General features: G+C 72.1%; 20 protein-coding genes. 13 read left to right on the plus strand and 7 right to left on the minus strand.

The features are described from left to right. Positions 1-11 precede the first annotated feature (11 nt). Entirely contained in the window at positions 12-260 is a 249-nt protein-coding gene (locus tag JAP66_RS12025; protein WP_199431760.1) for a DUF3039 domain-containing protein, read from the minus strand. A 141-nt stretch (positions 261-401) separates the two neighbouring features. Here JAP66_RS12025 and JAP66_RS12030 point away from each other — a divergent pair, with 141 nt between their 5' ends. Together JAP66_RS12030 and JAP66_RS12035 are read left to right on the plus strand one after the other, a co-directional pair. Further along, entirely contained in the window at positions 402-1,301 is a 900-nt protein-coding gene (locus JAP66_RS12030) for a pseudouridine-5'-phosphate glycosidase (RefSeq protein WP_235998969.1), read from the plus strand. 17 nt (positions 1,302-1,318) lie between these two features. Further along, positions 1,319-2,221 carry a carbohydrate kinase family protein gene (locus tag JAP66_RS12035; protein WP_199431762.1) on the plus strand — a complete coding sequence of 301 codons (903 nt, stop codon included), beginning with the start codon at positions 1,319-1,321 and terminating at the stop codon, positions 2,219-2,221. Between the two features lie 13 nt (positions 2,222-2,234). Here JAP66_RS12035 and JAP66_RS12040 read toward each other — a convergent pair whose 3' ends face one another. Both JAP66_RS12040 and JAP66_RS12045 read right to left on the minus strand, forming a co-directional pair. Continuing rightward, positions 2,235-2,567 carry a DUF3099 domain-containing protein gene (locus JAP66_RS12040; protein ID WP_199431763.1) on the minus strand — a complete coding sequence of 111 codons (333 nt, stop codon included), beginning with the start codon at positions 2,565-2,567 and terminating at the stop codon, positions 2,235-2,237. A 19-nt stretch (positions 2,568-2,586) separates the two neighbouring features. Further along, positions 2,587-3,882, minus strand: coding sequence for an amidohydrolase (locus tag JAP66_RS12045; protein ID WP_199431764.1), 1,296 nt, complete (start codon positions 3,880-3,882; stop codon positions 2,587-2,589). 51 nt (positions 3,883-3,933) lie between these two features. On the opposite strand from JAP66_RS12045, the gene JAP66_RS12050 reads away from it, so the two are divergent. From JAP66_RS12050 to JAP66_RS12065, 4 genes are all read left to right on the plus strand, one after another. Beyond that, positions 3,934-5,439 (plus strand): DUF7782 domain-containing protein, encoded by a 1,506-nt coding sequence (locus tag JAP66_RS12050; protein ID WP_307849535.1) that lies wholly within the window; start codon positions 3,934-3,936, stop codon positions 5,437-5,439. Next, positions 5,436-5,861, plus strand: coding sequence for a D-aminoacyl-tRNA deacylase (gene dtd, locus JAP66_RS12055; RefSeq protein ID WP_199431766.1), 426 nt, complete (start codon positions 5,436-5,438; stop codon positions 5,859-5,861). The genes JAP66_RS12050 and dtd overlap by 4 nt, the downstream gene beginning before the upstream one ends. A 246-nt stretch (positions 5,862-6,107) precedes the next feature. Beyond that, complete coding sequence (locus JAP66_RS12060; RefSeq protein WP_210770035.1) at positions 6,108-7,139, plus strand: sigma-70 family RNA polymerase sigma factor; 1,032 nt, start codon at positions 6,108-6,110, stop codon at positions 7,137-7,139. Between the two features lie 364 nt (positions 7,140-7,503). Further along, entirely contained in the window at positions 7,504-9,189 is a 1,686-nt protein-coding gene (locus tag JAP66_RS12065; RefSeq protein ID WP_199431767.1) for a fumarate hydratase, read from the plus strand. A gap of 11 nt (positions 9,190-9,200) precedes the next feature. On the opposite strand, the gene JAP66_RS12070 is transcribed toward JAP66_RS12065, so the two are convergent. Both JAP66_RS12070 and JAP66_RS12075 read right to left on the minus strand, forming a co-directional pair. Beyond that, positions 9,201-9,638 (minus strand): SRPBCC family protein, encoded by a 438-nt coding sequence (locus tag JAP66_RS12070; protein WP_199431768.1) that lies wholly within the window; start codon positions 9,636-9,638, stop codon positions 9,201-9,203. A gap of 46 nt (positions 9,639-9,684) precedes the next feature. Then, entirely contained in the window at positions 9,685-10,242 is a 558-nt protein-coding gene (locus JAP66_RS12075) for a hypothetical protein (protein ID WP_199431769.1), read from the minus strand. Between the two features lie 66 nt (positions 10,243-10,308). Here JAP66_RS12075 and JAP66_RS12080 point away from each other — a divergent pair, with 66 nt between their 5' ends. The 4 genes from JAP66_RS12080 (at position 10,309) to JAP66_RS32920 (ending at position 13,409) form a co-directional block, all read left to right on the plus strand. Continuing rightward, the gene (locus JAP66_RS12080; protein WP_199431770.1) at positions 10,309-10,686 is read left to right on the plus strand and encodes a VOC family protein; all 378 of its coding nucleotides are present in this window, start codon (positions 10,309-10,311) and stop codon (positions 10,684-10,686) included. Beyond that, complete coding sequence (locus tag JAP66_RS12085) at positions 10,683-11,933, plus strand: APC family permease (protein WP_199431771.1); 1,251 nt, start codon at positions 10,683-10,685, stop codon at positions 11,931-11,933. The genes JAP66_RS12080 and JAP66_RS12085 overlap by 4 nt, the downstream gene beginning before the upstream one ends. An 88-nt stretch (positions 11,934-12,021) precedes the next feature. Then, positions 12,022-12,558: a helix-turn-helix domain-containing protein gene (locus tag JAP66_RS12090; protein WP_199431772.1), complete on the plus strand. Its 537-nt coding sequence runs from the start codon at positions 12,022-12,024 to the stop codon at positions 12,556-12,558. Next, positions 12,555-13,409 (plus strand): M23 family metallopeptidase, encoded by an 855-nt coding sequence (locus JAP66_RS32920; protein ID WP_199431773.1) that lies wholly within the window; start codon positions 12,555-12,557, stop codon positions 13,407-13,409. Before JAP66_RS12090 ends, JAP66_RS32920 begins: the two co-directional genes overlap by 4 nt. A 62-nt stretch (positions 13,410-13,471) precedes the next feature. On the opposite strand, the gene JAP66_RS12100 is transcribed toward JAP66_RS32920, so the two are convergent. Then, positions 13,472-14,578 carry an NAD(P)H-dependent flavin oxidoreductase gene (locus JAP66_RS12100; protein ID WP_199431774.1) on the minus strand — a complete coding sequence of 369 codons (1,107 nt, stop codon included), beginning with the start codon at positions 14,576-14,578 and terminating at the stop codon, positions 13,472-13,474. A gap of 16 nt (positions 14,579-14,594) precedes the next feature. After that, positions 14,595-16,229: an acyl-CoA synthetase gene (locus tag JAP66_RS12105; RefSeq protein ID WP_199431775.1), complete on the minus strand. Its 1,635-nt coding sequence runs from the start codon at positions 16,227-16,229 to the stop codon at positions 14,595-14,597. Positions 16,230-16,293: 64 nt separating this feature from the next. On the opposite strand from JAP66_RS12105, the gene JAP66_RS12110 reads away from it, so the two are divergent. The 3 genes from JAP66_RS12110 to JAP66_RS12120 all read left to right on the plus strand — a co-directional run bounded on the left by JAP66_RS12110 (position 16,294) and on the right by JAP66_RS12120 (position 19,339). Continuing rightward, positions 16,294-17,088 (plus strand): crotonase/enoyl-CoA hydratase family protein, encoded by a 795-nt coding sequence (locus JAP66_RS12110; protein WP_199431776.1) that lies wholly within the window; start codon positions 16,294-16,296, stop codon positions 17,086-17,088. Between the two features lie 175 nt (positions 17,089-17,263). Next, positions 17,264-18,256: a Zn-ribbon domain-containing OB-fold protein gene (locus JAP66_RS12115; RefSeq protein WP_199431777.1), complete on the plus strand. Its 993-nt coding sequence runs from the start codon at positions 17,264-17,266 to the stop codon at positions 18,254-18,256. A gap of 21 nt (positions 18,257-18,277) precedes the next feature. Next, positions 18,278-19,339, plus strand: coding sequence for a thiolase family protein (locus JAP66_RS12120; protein WP_199432022.1), 1,062 nt, complete (start codon positions 18,278-18,280; stop codon positions 19,337-19,339). Positions 19,340-19,342 lie beyond the last annotated feature (3 nt).

The following is a 19,342-nucleotide window of genomic DNA, read 5'->3' on the forward strand; positions in this document are numbered from 1 at the left end:
GCGCCCGGAGGTTACTCGTCCCCGCCGGGCGGCAGACCGTCGAAGATGCGCTTGCACTCCGGGCACACCGGGGAGCCCGGCTTCGCCTGCTTCGTCACCGGGAACACCTCGCCGCACAGCGCCACCACGTGCGTGCCCATGACCGCGCTCTCCGCGATCTGGTGCTTGCGCACGTAGTGGAACACCTTGGGGGCATCGTCGTCGGTGCTCTCGGTGCCCTCTGGGCGGGTGTCGACATCAGGCAGAGTCTGCGTACTCACACCTTCATGATGCCGCATGTCCCCGGCCCGGCGGAACTTCCCCGCTCCTCGCTCCCGCCACGGCCGGGGAGGCTCCGGTGCCGGATGGGCGATGAGCGAGGATGCCACCCCGTGACGCTTACTTCCGAATTCCGGCTCGCGATGTCAGCCGAGGTCGCCGACGCGCTCGCCGAGGGGCTCGCCGTCGTCGCACTGGAGAGCACCCTGCTCTCGCACGGCCTGCCGCCCGGCCGCAACCTCGACGTGGCCACGCGGCTCGAACGGACCGTGCGCGACGCCGGTGCCGTGCCGGCGACCATCGCCGTGCTCGACGGGCAGGCGCTCATCGGCCTTTCGGTGGCTCAGCTGGAGCGGGTGTGCACCGAGGCGACGGGCCTGGACAAGCTGTCCCTGCGCGACGTCGGCCCTGCTCTCGCGCTGGGCCGTTCGGGCGCGACCACGGTCGCGAGCACCTCGACGCTCGCGCACGCCGCCGGCATCGACGTGTTCGGCACCGGCGGGCTCGGCGGCGTGCACCTGCCGCCGCCCGGCGCCACGGTCACCTGGGACGTCTCGGCCGACCTCGGCGTGCTGGCGCGGGTGCCGACGCTCGTCGTGTGCTCCGGGGTCAAGTCGGTGCTCGACATCCCGGCAACGCTGGAGGTGCTGGAGACCAACTCGGTGCCGGTCCTCGGCTACCGCACGGACGACTTCCCGGCGTTCTACCGGCGCTCGTCCGGCCTGCCCGTCCCGCAGCGCGTCGACGACGCCGAACAGGCCGCGGCGGCCGTGACGGCACACCGGCACCTCGCGGAATCCGGGATACTGCTGGCGAATCCGGTCCCACCGGAGTCCGAACTGGACGAACAGCTGCACGACCGGCTGCTCTCCGAGGGGCTGGAGCTGCTGCGCTCACGCGGTGTCCGCGGAGCGGACGTCACCCCGGTACTGCTGGAGTACTTCCACACCGGCAGCGCGGGCGCGAGCCTGGACGCGAACGAGGCGCTGGTGCTGTCCAACGCCCGGCTGGCCGCCGAGGTCGCCGTGCGGCTGCGTGCGTGAGGCACGGTGAGGCTCCGATGAGGATCGCCGTGGTCGGCGACGCCGGCCTCGACGTCGTGGCGCGGTACGAGGGCGCGGTGCTGCACGGCGACGACGTCCGCGCGCGGGTCCGGCTCGCCGGGGGCGGCGCAGGCGCGAACACCGCGCTGTGGCTGCGCTCCCAGGGGACCGAACCGACGCTGCTGGCCAGGGTGGGCGACGACGCGGGCGGGCGGCTCGTGCGTGCCGAGCTGGAGGCCGCGGGCGTCCGCTGCGCGTTCGCCGTGGACACCGAGGCCGCCACCTGCTGCGTGGTGGTGCTCGTCGATGAGGCCGGACAGCGCAGCATGCTGCCCGACCGGGGCGCGAACAAGCATCTCCGGCCGGACGACATCGACCCGGCCGCCCTGGCCGGGGCCGCGCACCTGCACCTTTCCGGCTATGTCCTGCTGGACCCGTCGTCCCGTCCCGCAGGCCTGGCCGCGCTGGCCGCCGCCAGGTCCGCCGGGCTGAGCACCTCGGTGGACCCGCAGGCCGCCGCACTGATGACCGATCCGGCCGCCTTCCTCGCCGACGTGCGCGGCGTCGACCTGCTGCTGCCCAACGCCGCCGAGCTGCGCGCGCTGACCGGGACGAGCGATCCGGCCGGGGCGCGGGAGCTGCTGGGCACCGTCGGCGCGGTCGCCGTCACGGCCGGACGCTCGGGTGCGAGCTGGGTGGACGGCTCGGGCGTGCTCAACGTGCCCGCCGAACCCGCACGGTGCGTCGACAGCACCGGGGCCGGGGACGCCTTCGACGCCGGGCTGCTCGTGTCGTGGTTGCGCGGGGAGCCGCCGGCGGCCGCCCTGCGCGCGGGGGTGCGGCTCGGTGCCCGCGCGGTGGGCGGCGTCGGCGCCCAGCCAGCGCCCGTCCCACCTCGTGAGTGCGGAGACGAGTTCTAACTCGCCTCCGCACTCACGAGCGGTGACCAGGCGAAACGTCGATGATCCGGTGCTCGCCCGCCTCGATCGCGTTCGCCTCCCGCCGGTAGCGGTTGACCTCCTCGGCCTTCCTCGGCGGGCGGTCGTTGGCGATGAGCACGGCGATCCAGGGCAGCGGGACCGAGAGCACGATGAACGCGAGCGCCAGCCACCAGGTCTGGTAGAAGATCCCGGCGAGGATCAGGCAGGGGAACCGCATCCCCATCATCAGGACGTACTTGCGCTTTCGGGCCGCCTGCTGGTCGTCGTAGGAGGGCGCCGCCTCGGTGATCAGTACCGGGGTGCCGCGCTTGTCGTGCTCGCTCACCGGCTCCACCTCCAAGCCTTCATGCTCCCACCACACTGCCCGGGGCGACAGCCGGGGAGCGAAGACGGTGCAGCGCGGCCACGACGAGCGTCTCGACACCGGTGCGCAGGGTGGGATGCAGCACGGGCGCGAACAGCGGCGAGTGGTTCGACGGGATGTCGTCCTCGAACCGGCCCGCGGCGAGCGCGTCGAGCACCGCCCGCTCGTCCTTGCCGCCGACCAGCCAGAACACCGACGGCACGCCCGCGGCGCGACCGAAATCGCCGAAGTCCTCGCTGCCGGTGACCAGTGGCGCCTCCCACACCCGGCCCGCGGGGAAGTGCCGTTCGAAGGCCGCTGTGAGGTCGCCGGTGGCGGCCTCGTCGTTGGCGGTGGCGGAGAAGCTGGACAGCTCGGTGATCTCGGGTGGCCGGGGCGCGCCGGCCGCCCGCGCCTCCGCGTGCACGATCCGTTCGAGCGCGGCCAGCACGCGCGTGCGCACGTGCGGCTCGAACGTGCGCACGTTGACGTCGAGGGTGGCGTGGTCGGCGATGACGTTGTGCGCGGTGCCCGCATGCAGCGCGCCGACCGTGACCACCGCCGAGTCCGTCGCCGAGATCTCGCGCGAGACGATCGTCTGCAGCCGCAGCACCACCGACGCGGCGAGCACGACCGGGTCCACGGTCGTCTCGGGGCGCGAGCCGTGCCCGCCCCGCCCGTGCAGCGTGACGCGCACGGCGTCGGTCGCCGCCATCAGCACACCGGGCCGGGTCAGCACCCAGCCGGCCGGCCCGGGGGTGACGTGCTGGCCGAGGACGACGTCCGGCGTGCCGGCGATCTCGAACAGGCCGTCCTCGATCATCGCCCTGGCGCCGCCGCCGGTCTCCTCGCCCGGCTGGAACACCACCAGCAGCGTGCCCGACCAGGCCGTGCGCCGCTCGGCCAGCAGGGCCGCCGCGCCGGAGAGCCACGTGGCGTGCATGTCGTGCCCGCACGCGTGCATGACCGGCACCTCGTGCCCCTCCGCGTCGATCGCGCGGACCGTGCTGGCGTAGCCGAGGCCCGTCTTCTCCTCCACCGGGAGCGCGTCGATGTCGGCCCTGAGCAGCACGGCAGGGCCCGGGCCGTTGCGCAGCACGCCGAGCACGCCGGTGCCCGCGATGCCGGTGCGCACCTCGTAACCGTCGGCGACCAGCCGGGCGGCGAGCTCGGCGGCCGTGCGGGTCTCGGCGAACGACAGCTCGGGATGCCGGTGCAGGTCGAGGTAGAGCCGCTCGAGACCCGGCAGCCGTGCAGCGAGCCCGGCGAGAACGGTGGTCACGCGTTCGCTCGTCACCGCGACATCTGACCACAGGCACCGGAGCGCGGCATGGGATCATCACCCGCTGTGAGTCTTCCGGAGTTCTCCGCCGACTTCTGCGCCCGCCTGCGCGCGGCGCTGCGGGAGGCGCGCTACGACGCCGACGGCGTTCTCGACTTGCTCGGCGGCCAGGCGCACGCCGCGCTGGGCCGTGGCGAGCCGGAGGCCGCCTACCGGGCGTGCCGGGACGCCGGGCGGCTCGGCACGCTCGTCCGGCTGTTCCTGCTCGGCGGCTCCGAGCCGCCGGGCGCGGTCCGGGCGGCGCTCGCGCCGCTGCCCGTCGAGGACGCGCTGGCGACCGGCCTGCTGTGCGCCGAGGGCGACCGGCTCCGCGCCGGCCTCGACCTGCGCCCGCACGGCGACGAGGAGGGGTCCTGGTGGGTACTGGCCGACCTCGACTCCGACCAGCTCGGCCGGCCCGTTCCCGAGGACCACGTGCTCGGTGTCGGGCACGCCTCGCTCAGCCTCGTGCGGGCGACCAGCCGCCGCCCGGTCGGCTCCCTGCTCGATCTCGGCACCGGCAACGGCGTGCAGGCCCTGCACGCGAGCAGGCACGCCCAGCGCATCACCGCGACCGACGTGTCCCCGCGCGCGCTGCGGCTGGCGCGGGCCACCTTCCGGCTGAACGAGCTGGACGTCGAGCTGGCGCAGGGCGAGTGGTTCGCACCGGTGGCCAGGAGACGGTTCGACCAGATCGTCTGCAACCCGCCGTTCGTGGCCGGGCCCGGGCGGGTGGACTACGTGTACCGGGACTCGGGGCTCGCCGGGGACGACGCGAGCGCGCTCGTGGTCCGCCAGCTGCCCGCGTTCCTCACCGAGGGCGGGATCGGTCAGCTGCTGGCCTCCTGGCTGCACGTCAAGGGCGAGGACTGGGCCGACCGGGTGACGCGGTGGCTGCCCGCGGGAACCGATGCCTGGTTCGTGCAACGGGACGTCGCCGACCCGGTGCTCTACGTCGGGACCTGGCTGCGGGACGCGGGCATCGACCCTGCCTCCGCGCAGGGGCGCGCGAAGGCCGCCGCCTGGCTGGACTGGTTCGAGGAGGCCGGGGTCGAGGCCATCGGCTTCGGCTTCGTCACGCTGCGTCGCGGCTCCGGTGCGGAGAGCGCGCCGACCGTCGTGTGCGAGGACCTGCGGCAGGCGTACGACGATCCGCTCGGCGGGGAGGCCGCCGCCTGGCTGGACCGGGTCGCGTGGCTGCGCGCGCACGACGCCGAACTGCTGGACACGGCGTTCCGCGTGCCGGAGACGGTGCTGCTCGAACGCGTCGACGAGGCGACCGACAACGGCTGGTCGACCACGCTGCGGCGGCTGCACCGCACCGACGGTCCCGGGTGGCAGCACGAGCTGGACGAGCTGGCGACCGCGCTGCTGGCCGGCTGCAGGGGCCTGCTCCCGCTGGCCGATCTGCTGGACCTGCTGTCCGTGGCACACGGCCACGATCGCGCCGAGCTCGCGACGACGGCACTGCCCGTGGTCCGGGAGCTGCTCCGGCACGGGATGCTCGTGCCCGCGCAGGAGGCCGGCCGGTGAGGGCGGTGGTGGCCCGCGTGACCGAGGCGAGCGTCACGGTGGACGGGCAGGTCGTCGGGGCGATCGGCGAGCCGGGACTGTTGGTGCTGCTGGGAATCCACGCCGAGGACACCGCCGCGCAGGCGGCCACCATGGCCCGCAAACTGCACGAGCTGCGCATCCTGCGGGACGAGCGGTCGTGCGCGAGCGCCGGGGCGCCGCTGCTGGTGGTCAGCCAGTTCACGCTCTACGGCGACACCCGGAAGGGCCGCCGTCCATCGTGGACGCCGGCCGCCCGGCCGGACGACGCCGAGGAACTCGTGCGCGCCGTGGTGACCGAGCTGCGCGCGCGGGGCGCCGAAGTCGCGACCGGGGTCTTCGGGGCCATGATGGAAGTGCACAGCGTCAACGACGGGCCGTTCACCGTGCTGGTCGAAGTTTGACGAAGAATTCACGTCGTTCGCGTCCCCCGGGTTCTCAGGAAAACCTCAGCTTTGGTGGAGCAACCGGCCGGAACGTGAGCCCGTCAACAAGTCATGGACCCGGGAACGATTTCGGACGCGCATGCGTTGACCCCAATGTCCAGCCAGCAAGCTGGTCTCGCGGGCGGGTTCCACAGGCTCGTGACGCGAAGCGCAGCGCAGGCGTGCCGCACAACAACACGTCAGCCCGTTGACCGGGGAGGCAGAATGTCCGTCCAGACTCTCGAACGTGAGGCCCGCGGGATCCGTGAGCGGGAGATTCCCACGGCCACCTTCGAGGCCGAGGTCGCCCCCGTGCCGGTCGAGGAGGCCGACCTCGACGCACAGGGCCCCGCAGCCGACCTCGTCCGTGTCTACCTCAACGGCATCGGCAAGACGGCCCTGCTCACCGCGGGCGAGGAGGTGGACCTCGCCAAGCGGATCGAGGCCGGGGTGTTCGCCCAGCACATGCTGGACACCGCCCCCGATCTCTCCGCCGAGCGCAGGGCCGAGCTCTCCGCGCTGGTACGCGACGGGCGAGTGGCCAAGAACCACCTGCTGCAGGCGAACCTGCGCCTCGTCGTGTCGCTCGCCAAGCGCTACACCGGCCGTGGGATGCCGCTGCTCGACCTCATCCAGGAGGGCAACCTGGGGCTGATCCGCGCCGTGGAGAAGTTCGACTACTCCAAGGGGTTCAAGTTCTCCACCTACGCCACCTGGTGGATCCGGCAGGCGATCACCCGGGGCATGGCCGACCAGGGCCGCACCATCCGCCTGCCCGTGCACCTGGTGGAGCAGGTCAACAAGCTCGCGCGGATCAAGCGTGACCTGCACCAGCAGCTCGGTCGTGAGGCCACCAACGAGGAGCTGGCCGCCGAGTCCGGCATCCCCGCCGAGAAGGTTTCGACACTGCTCGACCACTCCCGCGACCCGGTGAGCCTCGACATGCCGGTCGGCACCGAGGAGGACGCGCCGCTCGGCGACTTCATCGAGGACTCCGACGCGACCGACGCGGAGAGCGCCGTCATCTCCGGACTGCTGCAGGACGACCTGCGCCGGGTACTGGCCACCCTCGACGACCGGGAGCAGTACGTCATCCGGCTGCGCTACGGCCTCGACGACGGCCAGCCGCGCACCCTCGACCAGATCGGCAAGCACTTCGGCCTCTCCCGTGAGCGCGTGCGGCAGATAGAGCGCGAGGTCATGGCGAAGCTGCGCCAGGGCGAGCGGGCCGACCGGCTGCGCGCGTACGCCAGCTGACGGAGCGTGACCGGGTACACCCGGACGGCCGTGTTGACTTATGACTTTGGTCACGAGACGGTCGGATGGCCGTTCCGCACGCAACCCGGGAGCCACCCGGGCGTCTTCCGGGTGGAGGTCGCCAGGACGGCCGGTTCGGCCGCCCGGGTGAGGTGCGAACGCCCGCAGTCAGGGCGGATGAACTGAAGCTTTGCGGTGGGGCTCAGGCCTCCACCGCATTCCCCGGAAGGTCGGGTCCGTCGGGGTGGGCCCGGCCTTCCGTTTTTGTGGGTGATCTACGTCGCGCCGCCGCCCGGGCGGCACCGGCCCGCCGGGACGGCGCTGTACTTTCGAGGCCCCCGAACAGCGTGCAAGGGAGCCCGCGTTGACGCCACCCACCACAGAGTTCCAGCACACCGACGTCCTGCCGGTCGGCAAGGACACGCACACCGAGTACCGGCTCGTCACCTCGGAGGGCGTGCGTGTCGTCGAGGCGGCCGGCCGCCGTTTCCTCGAGATCGAGCCCGCGGCACTCACCCGGCTGGCCCGCACGGCCGTCACCGACATCCAGCACCTTCTGCGCTCGTCGCACCTGGCGCAGCTGCGCTCGATCGTCGACGACCCGGAGGCCAGCGGCAACGACCGGTTCGTCGCGACGGACCTGCTGCGCAACGCCGCCATCTCCGCAGGCGGCGTGCTGCCCATGTGCCAGGACACGGGCACCGCGATCGTCATCGGCAAGCGCGGTGAGGGGGTGCTGACCGGCGGCGGCGACGAGGAGGCGCTCTCCCGCGGCATCTTCGAGGCCTACCAGGAACTGAACCTGCGGTACTCGCAGATGGCGCCGGTGAACTTCTGGGAGGAGCGCAACACCGGCACCAACCTGCCGGCCCAGATCGAGCTGTACCACAGGGACAACGCAACCGGCCCGGACGGAACCGCCGAGCCCGCCTACGAGTTCCTGTTCCTGGCCAAGGGCGGCGGCAGCGCGAACAAGACGTTCCTCTACCAGGAGACCAAGGCCGTGCTGAACCCGAAGCGGCTCGCCCGGTTCCTGGACGAGAAGCTGCGCGGCCTCGGTACCGCCGCCTGCCCGCCGTACCACCTGGCGATCGTCGTCGGCGGGATGTCGGCGGAGTACAACCTCAAGGTCGCCAAGCTCGCCTCCGCCCGCTACCTCGACGACCTGCCGCGGGAAGGCTCGCCGCTCGGCCACGGCTTCCGCGACACCGACCTTGAACAGCAGGTGCTCGAGATGACCCGGCAGTTCGGCATCGGCGCGCAGTTCGGCGGCAAGTACTTCTGCCACGACGTGCGCGTGATCCGGCTGCCCCGGCACGGCGCGTCCTGCCCGGTCGGCATCGCGGTCTCCTGCTCGGCCGACCGGCAGGCGAAGGCGAAGATCACCGCCGACGGCGTTTTCATCGAGCAGCTCGAAGGCGATCCGGCCCGGTTCCTGCCGGAGGTCACCGACGACGACCTCTCCGCCGAGGTCGTCGAGGTCGACCTCAACCGGCCCATGAGCGAGATCCGCGAGCAGCTCTCCCGGCTTCCGGTCAAGACGCGGCTGAGCCTGACCGGCCCGCTCGTCGTGGCGCGCGACATCGCGCACGCCAAGATCGCCGAGCGGCTCGACGCCGGCGAGGAGATGCCGCAGTACCTGCGTGAGCACCCCGTGTACTACGCAGGACCTGCCAAGACGCCCGAGGGCTACGCGTCCGGCTCGTTCGGGCCGACCACCGCGGGCCGGATGGACTCCTACGTCGAGCAGTTCCAGGCCGCGGGCGGCTCACTCGTCATGCTGGCCAAGGGCAACCGGTCGCGGAAGGTCACCGAGTCCTGCCGCGAGCACGGCGGCTTCTACCTCGGCTCGATCGGCGGGCCCGCCGCGCGCCTGGCACAGGACTGCATCAGGAAGGTGGACGTCCTGGAGTACGCCGAGCTGGGCATGGAGGCGGTGTGGCGGATCGAGGTCGAGGACTTCCCCGCGTTCATCGTCATCGACGACAAGGGCAACGACTTCTTCGCCGAGACCGCCGAGCCGGTGCTGCAGATCTCCTTCCGCGGCTGAAGCACCCGGGCTCAGGAGGCGAACATCGCTTCGAGGCGCTCCAGCGTCCTGGCGATGTTCGCCCTGTTCCTGGCCGGGAACGGGCTGAGCGTGATGAGCAGCGGAATCCGGGCCGTCGACCAGTCGAAGGTCTCGGTCACCTCGGTGCCGCCGGCATCGGCAGGCTCCAGCCGCCAGCGCCAGCGGTGCCCGTTGAAGTGCCGCCACGCGATCAGCCGGTCCGGCTCGTACTCGACGACGGTGTTGAGGATCTTGTAGGGCGCGCCGATCTTCATGTCCATCCCGAACCTCGATCCGAGCTCGAGCCGCCGCGGGGCGCCGTCCTGGGCCGCGAGCACACTCCCCGAGCCGTCGAGCAGCGGGTGCTTGGCGGGGTCGGTGAGCAGTTCGAAGATCCGCTCCGGCGGCGCGGGGATGGTGCGGGTGACGGAGACCTGACGTCGTGACATGGCGTCACCCTAGGTCGGGCCGCGTCGCCGCACCGGCGAACGTGAGCTATCCCCTGCGCTGCTCGCTGCTCAGCACCACCTCGCGGTCGGCGAGCGGCTGGTCGAGCCGGACGGTCAGCACGGGGTAACGCATGTCCATCGTGCAGGCCCGCTGCCCGGCCGGTTCGGTCTCCACGAGGGTGAGCGCGACGTGCCGCCCGGTCTGCCCGGCGACCTCGACGCTGGCCCGGCCGCAACCGCCCTCCTGGGCGGTCACCGACAGCCGCCGCCCGTCGCCGTGGACGCTCACCTGCCGCGGGTGGCCCTCCGGCAGCGCGCTGCCGTCGATCCGCTCGGCGGGCACGGGCGTTCCGTCGCCCCCGGCGGGCGGCTGCGCGGGTTTGCGTCCCGGCATGCCCTCCACCGGCGGGGCCGGCTGTACCTCGCCCGGGATCTCGCCCTGCTCCACCTGCCCCGACCTGGACAGCACGGGGTCCCGCGACGGGAGCGAGCCACCGTCCCGGGAACCCGGCCCGGCCCCGGCCGTGTTCGCCGGCTGCTGCCCGCAGGCGGTCGTGGCGAACAGGATGATTCCGATTCCGGCGAGTGCCTGCTTCCACCTCATGCACCAAGGACGGTGCGGCAGCAGCGGCGGGTTGCACGCGGCACCCGCTTTCGAGAGGGTTCTGCCATGAGCACCGCGAGCGTGCGCTACCTCGTCGACGACGTCGACGCTGCGGTCGACTCCTACACCCGGCTGCTCGGCTTCGAACAGCAGGCCCGGCCGGGTCCCGGGTTCGCCATCGTCGTGCGGGTCGCGCGCCGGCTGCTGCTGAGCGCTCCGGCCGGACCAGGCGGCGCCGCGCAGGCGATGCCCGACGGCCGCCGTCCGGAACCGGGCGGCTGGAACCGGAGCCAGCTCGGGGTGACCGATCTCGACGGTCTCGTCGAGGGCCTGCGCGGCGCGGGCGCGAGCTTCCGCAACGACATCGTCGAGGCGTGCGGCGGGAGGCAGGTCCTGCTCGACGACCCGGCGGGCAACCCGGTCGAACTGTTCGAGCCCCGGTGACCGCGGAGCCGAACCGGCTCGCGCGCAGGCTGGACACCGGCGACGCCGTGGTGCTCGGCCTCGGCGCGATGATCGGAGCCGGCGTGTTCGTCGCGTTCGCCCCCGCTGCCCGGGCGGCGGGTTCCGGGCTGCTCCTCGGCCTCGCCGTCGCGGGCCTCGTCGCGTACTGCAACGCCACCTCCTCCGCCCGCCTCGCCGCCCGGTACCCGTCCTCGGGCGGCACGTACGTGTACGGCCGCGAACAGCTCGGCCCGTTCTGGGGCCATCTCGCCGGCTGGGGCTTCGTGGTGGGCAAGACCGCGAGCTGCGCGGCGATGGCGCTCACCGTCGTCGTCTACGCGGCACCGGATGTCGGCAGGCCGTGGCGCGGGCTGCTCGCGGTGGCCGTCGTGGCGGCCCTGACCGCCGTGAACTACCGGGGTGTGCGGCGCTCGGCGCTCGCGACGAAGATCATCGTCACGCTGAGCCTGCTGGTCCTCGCCGGCGCGGTCGCGGTGATCCTGCTGGCCGGAGACGTGGCGGGCTCGCGGCTCCTGCCTTTCCCCGGCACCGGCGCGGGCGGTGTGCTCGAAGCAGCTGGGCTGCTGTTCTTCGCCTTCGCCGGGTACGCCCGGATCGCCACGCTCGGCGAGGAGGTACGCGACCCGGCCCGGACGATCCCGAGGGCGATCCCGGTCGCGCTCGGGATCGTGCTGCTCGTCTACGCAGCGGTGGCGCTGGCCGTGCTGCTCCGGCTGGGTCCGGGTGGGCTCGGCGGGACGGCCGACCCGCTCGCGCACGCGGTGGCCACCACGTCGTGGTCCGGCTTCGCACCGGTGGTCCGCGCCGGTGCCGCGGTGGCCGCGCTCGGCGCACTGCTGGCGCTGGTGCTCGGCGTGTCGCGCACCGTGCTGGCGATGGCCCGCGACGGGCACCTGCCGCGGGCGCTCGCCGTGGTGCATCCTCGTTTCGAGGTGCCGCACCGCGCCGAGCTCGCCGTGGGTGCCGCTGTGGCGGTCCTGGCGTCGTTCGCCGATCTGCGGAGTGCGATCGGCTTCTCCTCGTTCGCGGTGCTCGTGTACTACGCGATCGCGAACGCCAGCGCGTGGACGCTGCGCAGCGGCCGGATCGTTCCGGTGGCCGGGTTCACCGGGTGCGTGGTGCTCGCGGTCAGCCTGCCGGTCTCCTCGGTGGTCGCCGGTACCGCCGTGCTCGCCGCCGGTGCGCTCGCCTTCGCCGTCCAGCGCACCACCCAGCGTGGCTCGTGAGTGCGCACGCGAGTTAGAACTCGCGTGCGCACTCACGAGCCGGACCTGGGCTTGGGTCGTAACTACGTAGTTCTGTATTTTCGATGTCATGGATTCTGCAGCCGAGCTGGCCGAGGTCGCCGAGGAACTGCGGCGGCTCGGCGAGCGCGTCGACGCCCTCGAACGACGGGACGCCCACAAGGCCCCCGCCCACTCCCCCGAGGAGCACGGCCGTCTCTGGGCGCTCGACGGCCTCAAGCGGCGGCTCGCCGAGCACGAAGGCCCCGACGGTGGCGCCGTCCTGCTCGCGGGCACGGTCACCCTGCCCACCGGCGAGCCGGCCGACTGGCAGGAAGGCGCGGGCTCCGCCGCGCTGCTGGAAGGCGACTGGTCGGAGCTCGCGCCCACGCTCGCGGCGCTGTCCCATCCGGTGCGGCTGGAGTTGCTGCGGCAGGTGCTCAACGGCGTGCGCACGACCGCCGCTCTCGCCGACGTGGAGTCGCTCGGCAGCACCGGGCAGCTGCACCACCACCTGCGCCAGCTGGTGACCGCCGGCTGGCTGCGGCAGGGAAGCCGGGGCAGCTACGAGATGCCGGTGACCCGGATCGTGCCGCTGCTGGTGATCCTCACGGCGGTGCGGCGATGAAACGGGTGATGCGGAACGTGCAGCGCCTGGCCGTCCGGCTGGCCATGTCCGGGCTCCTGCTCATCGCCGGGAAGTGGTTGGCAGGGCTCTGGTGGCGGTCCGCGACGGCGGACGACGTGCTCTCGACCGCCGAACTGGCCGGCTTCGCCCTCGTGATACTCGGCGTCGTGGCCCTGTTCCTGCCCGGCACCGAGCACACCGGCCCGGACCGGGCGGTGCACCCGCCGGTCGCCGGCCGCTGGCTGGCGCTGAACAGCCCGGCCACGAGGGTGCCCAGCCACGGCACCCGCGCCTACGGCCAGTCGCACGCGGTCGACCTGGTGTACGAGCCCCTCGACCGGGAGCGGCCCGCGTTCGGCGCTGGGCCGGGGATGCGGCCACCGCAGGACTTCCCCGCGTTCGGCGAGCCGGTGCTGTCGCCGGTGCCCGGCAGGGTCGTCCGGGTCCGGGACCGCGCTCGGGATCACCGCAGCCGCAACGCCCGGTGGTCGCTGGTGTACCTGCTGCTGGAGGGCATGCTGCGGGAGTTCGGCGGCGCCGGGCGAGTGATCGGCAACCATGTGGTCGTGGACGCCGGGGACGGCTGCTTCGCGCTGGTCGCCCACCTGCGGCAGGGCTCGGCGACCGTGCGGGAGGGCGACACCGTGCGAGCCGGGCAGCAACTGGCGCGGTGCGGCAACTCCGGCAACAGCACCGAACCGCACGTGCACGTCCAGCTGATGGACCGGGCGAGCCCCGGCATCGCGCAGGGCCTGCCGATGCGGTTCGCGGGCGTCCGCATCGGCGACGGCCCCGTCACCGACGGCATGCCCGCCGACAACGAGCACCTGACGCCCGGCCAAGCCTCGTGAGTGCGTAACAGTGTTCTAACTCGTGTGCGCACTCACGAGCGGTGACCTGCACCTGGAGGGCACTAGCGAATCCGGTCCAGCCTCTCCACGGTCTTCTCGAAGTCGCCGACCAGCTCGGCCATGACGTCCGCGACCGTGCGGACCGCGTTCATCCGGCCGACGATCTGGCCGACCGGCATCGACACCACCGAAGGGTCGCCTGCCGCGTGGATACGGTTGTGCGCGGGCGAGACGAGCAGGTTCTGCAGCGGCATCGGCAGCGGTTCGGGGGCGTCCGGCGCCGCCCATGCCTCGGTCCAGCGGGTCTTGAGCAGCCGGGCCGGCTTGCCGGTGTAGATGCGCGTCCGCACGGTGTCCGCCGAGGTCGCGTCGAGAAGCGCGCGCTGCATCGCCTCCGACTCCGGCATCGTCTGCAGGTACTCCTCAGTGGTGAGCCACACCGACCCCATCCAGACCCCGACCGCGCCCAGCGCGAGCGCGGCGGCCGCCTGCCTGCCCGAGCCGATGCCGCCCGCGGCGAGCACGGGCACCCGGTCGCCGACCGCGTCGGCGATCTCGGGCAGCAGCACCATCGACGCGATCTCGCCGGTGTGCCCGCCCGCCTCGTAGCCCTGCGCAACCACCAGGTCCACGCCGTTGTCGACATGCCGCCTGGCGTGCTCGGCCTTGCCCGCCAGCGCGGCCACCGGCACGCCGTGCTCGTGCACCTGCGCGATCACGTCCACCGGCGGTGAGCCGAGCGCGTTGGCGATCAGCTTGATCGGATGCTTCAGGGCGACCTCGACGTGCGAGCGGGCGACCGAGTGCAGCCAGCCGAGCACCCCGGCCCGTTCGTCGGTGTCGTCCGGCAGCTCCGGCACGCCGAGCTCCGCGAGCGTGCGCTCGACGAAGGCGCGGTGCTCTTCGGGGATCATGTTGCCGAGGTCCATCGAGCTGCCCTCGGTGGGGATCTTCGACGGCATCACGATGTCGACCCCGTACGGGCGGCCGTCGGTGTTCTCGTCCATCCAGCCGAGGACCCGGTCGAGCTCGGCGGCGTCGTTGAACCGCACGCAGCCGAGGACTCCGAGGCCACCCGCCCTGCTGATGGCCGCGGCCACGTGTTCCGACGGCGTGAACCCGACGATCGGCAGATCGATCCCGAGCGTGTCGCACAGCGCGGTGCGCATCAAAGAGTCCTCCTGGTCAGGCTTGCTTGGCCGGCTTCGTCGAGTCGAGCGCGGGCTCGTGCTCCAGGGCGTAGCGCTGCGCCCACGGATAGTCCGGCTTGCCACTCGGTGAGCGGCCGATCTCCTCGACCAGCCACAGGGTCCGGGGCACCTTGTAACCCGCGATCCGCGTCCGCACGTGCGCATCGAGGTCCGCGAAATCGGGCGCCCGTCCCGTCCTGGTCTGGATGACCGCGCCGACCCGCTGGCCGAGCCGCTCGTCCGGAACGCCGACGACGAGCGCGTCGAAGACGTCCGGATGCGACTTCAGCGCGCCCTCCACCTCTTCGGGGTACACCTTCTCCCCGCCGGTGTTGACGCACTGCGAGCCGCGGCCGAGCAGCGTGACCGTGCCGTCCTCCTCGTAGCGGGCGTAGTCGCCGGGCACGACGTAGCGGGTCCCTTCGATCTCCACGAAGATCGTCTTGCTCTTCTCCGGATCCTTGTAGTAGCCGATCGGGACGTGCCCGCGCCTGGCGATCCGCCCGGTCGCGCCGGGAGTCGCCTCGACGCGGCGGTTGTCCTCGTCGAGCAGGATCGCGTCCTTGCCGAAGTTCACCCGTGGGCCCGCCGAATGGTCGGCGTCCTTGCTGACCATGCCGATGCCGGTGAAGCCGCTCTCGGACGAACCGATCGCGTCGGTGATGACCACGTTCGGCAGCAGCCCGAGGAACTCCTGCTTCACGCTCTGCGAGAACAGCGCCGCGTGACTGGACACCGCGACGATCGACGAGGCGTCGTAGTCGCCCTCCCGATAGGCGTCGATGAGCGGGCGCGCCATCGCGTCGCCGACGATCGTGAGTACCTGAACCTTGTTGTCCTGCACGGCCTTCCAGATCTCGTGCGGGTCGAACTGCGGCACGAACACCACCGTGCTGCCGGTGAACAGCGCGCCGAAGGCGGCCCACTGCGCGGCACCGTGGATCAGCGGGGCCGCAGGCAGCCGCACGAGCCCGCCGCTCTCCTTGCCCTCGTTCGCGAGCTGCCACTCGTCGGCGACGTACTCACCGGTGACGAAGTTGATCCCGCCGCCGAGCGCACGCCATACGTCCTCGTGCCGCCACAGCACACCCTTCGGATAGCCCGTGGTGCCGCCGGTGTAGAGGACGTAGACGTCGTCCCCGCTGCGCTCACCGAAGTCGCGCTCGGGCGACCGCGAAGCGAGGGCGGTCTCGTAGTCCACGCCGCCGTAGCGGCCGTAGCCGGCGTCGCTGCCGTCGTCGATCACGACAACGTGTTTCAGTTGCGGGTGGCCGGGGAGGACCTCGGCCACCATGTCGGCGTAGCGCCGCTCGTGGACGAGCGCGACCAGGTCGGCGTTGCCGAAGAGATAGTCGAGTTCGCCGCGCACGTAGCGGTAGTTCACGTTGATCGCGATCGCGCGCAGTTTGTACGCGGCGATCATCGCCTCCATCGTCTCGATGGAGTTCCGCGAGTAGACACCGATGTGGGAGCCCGGCTCCACACCGTGCGCGGCCAGATGGTGCGCCAGCCGGTTGGCGCGCTGTTCCAGTTCGTAGAAGGTGACCCGCCGCGCGCCGCAGACGATCGCAGTGCGGTCGGGCACGGCGTCGACGGCGTGCTCGAGAAGATCCGCGATGTTGAGTGCCACGTGTTCAAACTAGAACATGTTATCGTTCTGGGCAATGGTGGACCCGAGATCGGAAGGCGACCCGATGGCAGCCGACGCCCCGCACGCACTGGTCGACAAACGAGGGCACACGCTGGTGGTGACGATGAACCGGCCGGCGGCCCGCAACGCGATCACCGGCGAGATGCTGGCCATCATGGTCGAGGCGTGGGATCAGGTCGACGAGGACCCGGACGTCCGGAGCTGCGTGCTGACCGGCGCGGGCGGCGCGTTCTGCGCCGGTGCCGACCTCAAGTCGATGAGCCGGAACAGCCCTGCCACCGCGTTCGACAAGGGCTCGTGGGATCCCAGCCGGATCGACGGGCTGCTCAAGGGCCGCAGGCTCACCAAGCCACTGATCGCCGCGGTCGAGGGGCCCGCGATCGCCGGTGGCACGGAGATCCTGCAGGGCACCGACATCCGGATCGCGGGCGAGAGCGCGAAGTTCGGCGTGTCGGAGGCGCGGTGGGGGCTGTTCCCCCTCGGCGGGTCGGCGGTGCGGCTGCCGCGGCAGATCCCGTACACGGTGGCGGCCGAGATCCTGCTGACGGGCAAGCACATCACGGCCGCCGAGGCGAAGGAGATCGGCCTGATCGGGCACGTGGTACCGGACGGCACCGCCCTCGATCGCGCGCTGGAGATCGCCGAGCGGATCGCGGCTAACGGGCCGATGGCCGTGCGCGCGATCCTGCGGACGATGCGCGACACCGAGGGCATGCACGAGGAGGAGGCGTTCAAGCTCGACGCCCAGTACGGGATGACGGTGTTCGCGAGCGAGGACGCCAAGGAGGGACCACGCGCGTTCGCCGAGAAGCGCACCCCCCACTTCCGCGACCGCTAGCTAGTTGCCATGAACGACCCGTTACTGGCGAAAGTGCCAGTAACGGGTCGTTCATGGCAGTTCGGGCAGACGCGAGGCGAAAGATAGAACTTGTTTCACTATTGAGCCGGACCGGGTGGCCGCTCGCCTGTCCTGACCCTTGCCGACGAACCGAGAACGTGTTTCACTTCTGACTGTGATTGCAGCCGGAAGCGAGACACCGCTGTCGGCCCCGCTCGACGTGGGCTTCGACTACACCCGCTCCGTCGGTCCGGTCCTCGGCCGGTTCGTCAACGCGCTGCGCGAGCGCCGGATCGTCGGCATCCGGGGCTCGGACGGCCGCGTGCACGTGCCGCCCGTCGAGTACGACCCGGTCACCGCGCGGGCGCTGACCGAGTTCGTCGACGTCGCCGACGAGGGCACCGTCGTGTCCTGGTCGTGGGCCGCAGAGCCGCTGGCGGGCCAGCCGCTCGAGCGGCCGTTCGCCTGGGCGCTGATCCGGCTCGACGGTGCCGACACGGCCCTGCTGCACGCCCTGGACGCGGGGTCCGCTGCGAATGTCCACACCGGAATGCGGGTCAGGGCCCGGTGGTCCGACGAGCCGGTCGGGCACATCCGTGACATCGCCTGGTTCGTGGCCGCGGACGCCCCGCCCGATCCCGCGCCCACCCCGCCGCCACCACCGGTGGCCGAACGCGAGGACGGTGAGCCGGTCGGCACGATCATCACGCCCATCCACCTGCGGTACCAGCACTCGGCCTCCCCCGAGGAGAGCCGCTACCTGCGCGGTCTCGCCGAGGGCAGGCTCATCGGGCAGCGCTGCCCGGCGTGCCGCAAGGTCTACATCCCGCCCCGCGGCGCCTGCCCGACCGACGGCGTGCCGACGGCCGAGGAGATCGAACTGCCCGACACCGGCATCGTCACCACGTTCTGCATCGTCAACGTGCCGTTCCTCGGCCAGCGCATCAAACCGCCCTACGTCGCGGCCTACATCCTGCTGGACGGCGCCGACATCGCGTTCCTGCACCTGGTGCTCGGCTGTGCCGCCGAGGAGGTGCGCATGGGCATGCGCGTGCGCGCGGCGTGGCGGCCGTGCGAGGAGTGGTCGACGACGCTGGAGAACATCACCCACTTCGCGCCGACCGGGGAACCGGACGCGCCGTACGAGAACTTCGCCCACCACCTCTAGGGGAATCCGACAGTGACAAACCTGACAGACGTGGCAGTGGTCGGGTTCGCCCAGGCGCCCAACGTGCGGCGGACCCACGGCACCACCAACGGCGTCGAGATGCTGGTCCCCATCTTCGCGCAGGCGTTCGAGCGAACCGGACTGTCCAAGCAGGACATCGGCTTCTGGTGCTCCGGCTCCTCGGACTACCTCGCCGGGCGGGCGTTCTCGTTCGTCGCCGCGGTCGACGCGATCGGGGCGTTCCCGCCGATCCACGAGTCGCATGTGGAGATGGACGCCGCGTGGGCGCTATACGAGGCGTGGCTGAAGATCCGTATGGGCGAGGTGGACACCGCGCTGGTGTACGGCTTCGGCAAGTCCTCGGCCGGGGAGCTGCGGCGGGTGCTCGCGCTGCAGCTCGACCCCTACGTCACCGCACCGCTGTGGCCGGACTCGATCGCGGTCGCGGGCCTGCAGGCGCGGCTCGGGCTGGACGCCGGGTTGTGGAGCGAGAAGGACCTCGCCGAGGTCGCCATCCGCAGCCGTGCCGACGCCGCCGCCAACCCCTACGCCCAGGTTTCCGGTCACGCCGAGGTCTCCGAACTCCTCGACGCGCCTTTCGTGGCCGACCCGCTGCGAGCCCACGACATCGCACCGGTCACCGACGGCGCTGCGGTGATCGTGCTCGCCTCGGTGGAACGAGCCCGTGACCTGGTGGAGCGCCCCGCCGTGATCGCCGGCATCGACCACAGGGTGGACTCCCCCGCGCTCGGCTCACGCGACCTCACCCGCTCCGCGTCCGCCGAGGCGGCGGGCCGGGCCGCGGGCGCCGGGAGCGCAGGCCCGGTCGAGGTGGCCGAGCTACACGCGCCGTTCACCCACCAGGAGCTGATCCTGCGCGAGGCGCTGGGGCTCGGCGAAGGCGTGCGGATCAACCCGTCCGGTGGTGCGCTCACCGGCAACCCGATGTTCTCCGCGGGGCTCGCGCGGATCGGCGAGGCCGCCACCCGGATTCTCGACGGCGACGCCCGGCGGGCGCTCGGGCACGCGACCAGCGGGCCGGCGTTGCAGCAGAACCTGGTGGCCGTACTGGAGAGGGGCTGAGGC

This window comes from Qaidamihabitans albus, assembly GCF_016464705.1.
Classification (GTDB): Bacteria; Actinomycetota; Actinomycetes; order Mycobacteriales; family Pseudonocardiaceae; genus Qaidamihabitans; species Qaidamihabitans albus.

What these genes read in the sequence shown, in the direction of transcription:
- JAP66_RS12030 (WP_235998969.1), top strand. Translation starts at nt 402, where the DNA reads ATGTCAGCCGAGGTCGCCGACGCGCTCGCCGAGGGGCTCGCCGTCGTC.
- JAP66_RS12035 (WP_199431762.1), top strand. Translation starts at nt 1,319, where the DNA reads ATGAGGATCGCCGTGGTCGGCGACGCCGGCCTCGACGTCGTGGCGCGG.
- JAP66_RS12060 (WP_210770035.1), top strand. Translation starts at nt 6,108, where the DNA reads ATGTCCGTCCAGACTCTCGAACGTGAGGCCCGCGGGATCCGTGAGCGG.
- JAP66_RS12070 (WP_199431768.1), bottom strand. Translation starts at nt 9,638, where the DNA reads ATGTCACGACGTCAGGTCTCCGTCACCCGCACCATCCCCGCGCCGCCG.
- JAP66_RS12075 (WP_199431769.1), bottom strand. Translation starts at nt 10,242, where the DNA reads ATGAGGTGGAAGCAGGCACTCGCCGGAATCGGAATCATCCTGTTCGCC.
- JAP66_RS12080 (WP_199431770.1), top strand. Translation starts at nt 10,309, where the DNA reads ATGAGCACCGCGAGCGTGCGCTACCTCGTCGACGACGTCGACGCTGCG.
- JAP66_RS12090 (WP_199431772.1), top strand. Translation starts at nt 12,022, where the DNA reads ATGGATTCTGCAGCCGAGCTGGCCGAGGTCGCCGAGGAACTGCGGCGG.
- JAP66_RS32920 (WP_199431773.1), top strand. Translation starts at nt 12,555, where the DNA reads ATGAAACGGGTGATGCGGAACGTGCAGCGCCTGGCCGTCCGGCTGGCC.
- JAP66_RS12100 (WP_199431774.1), bottom strand. Translation starts at nt 14,578, where the DNA reads ATGCGCACCGCGCTGTGCGACACGCTCGGGATCGATCTGCCGATCGTC.
- JAP66_RS12110 (WP_199431776.1), top strand. Translation starts at nt 16,294, where the DNA reads ATGGCAGCCGACGCCCCGCACGCACTGGTCGACAAACGAGGGCACACG.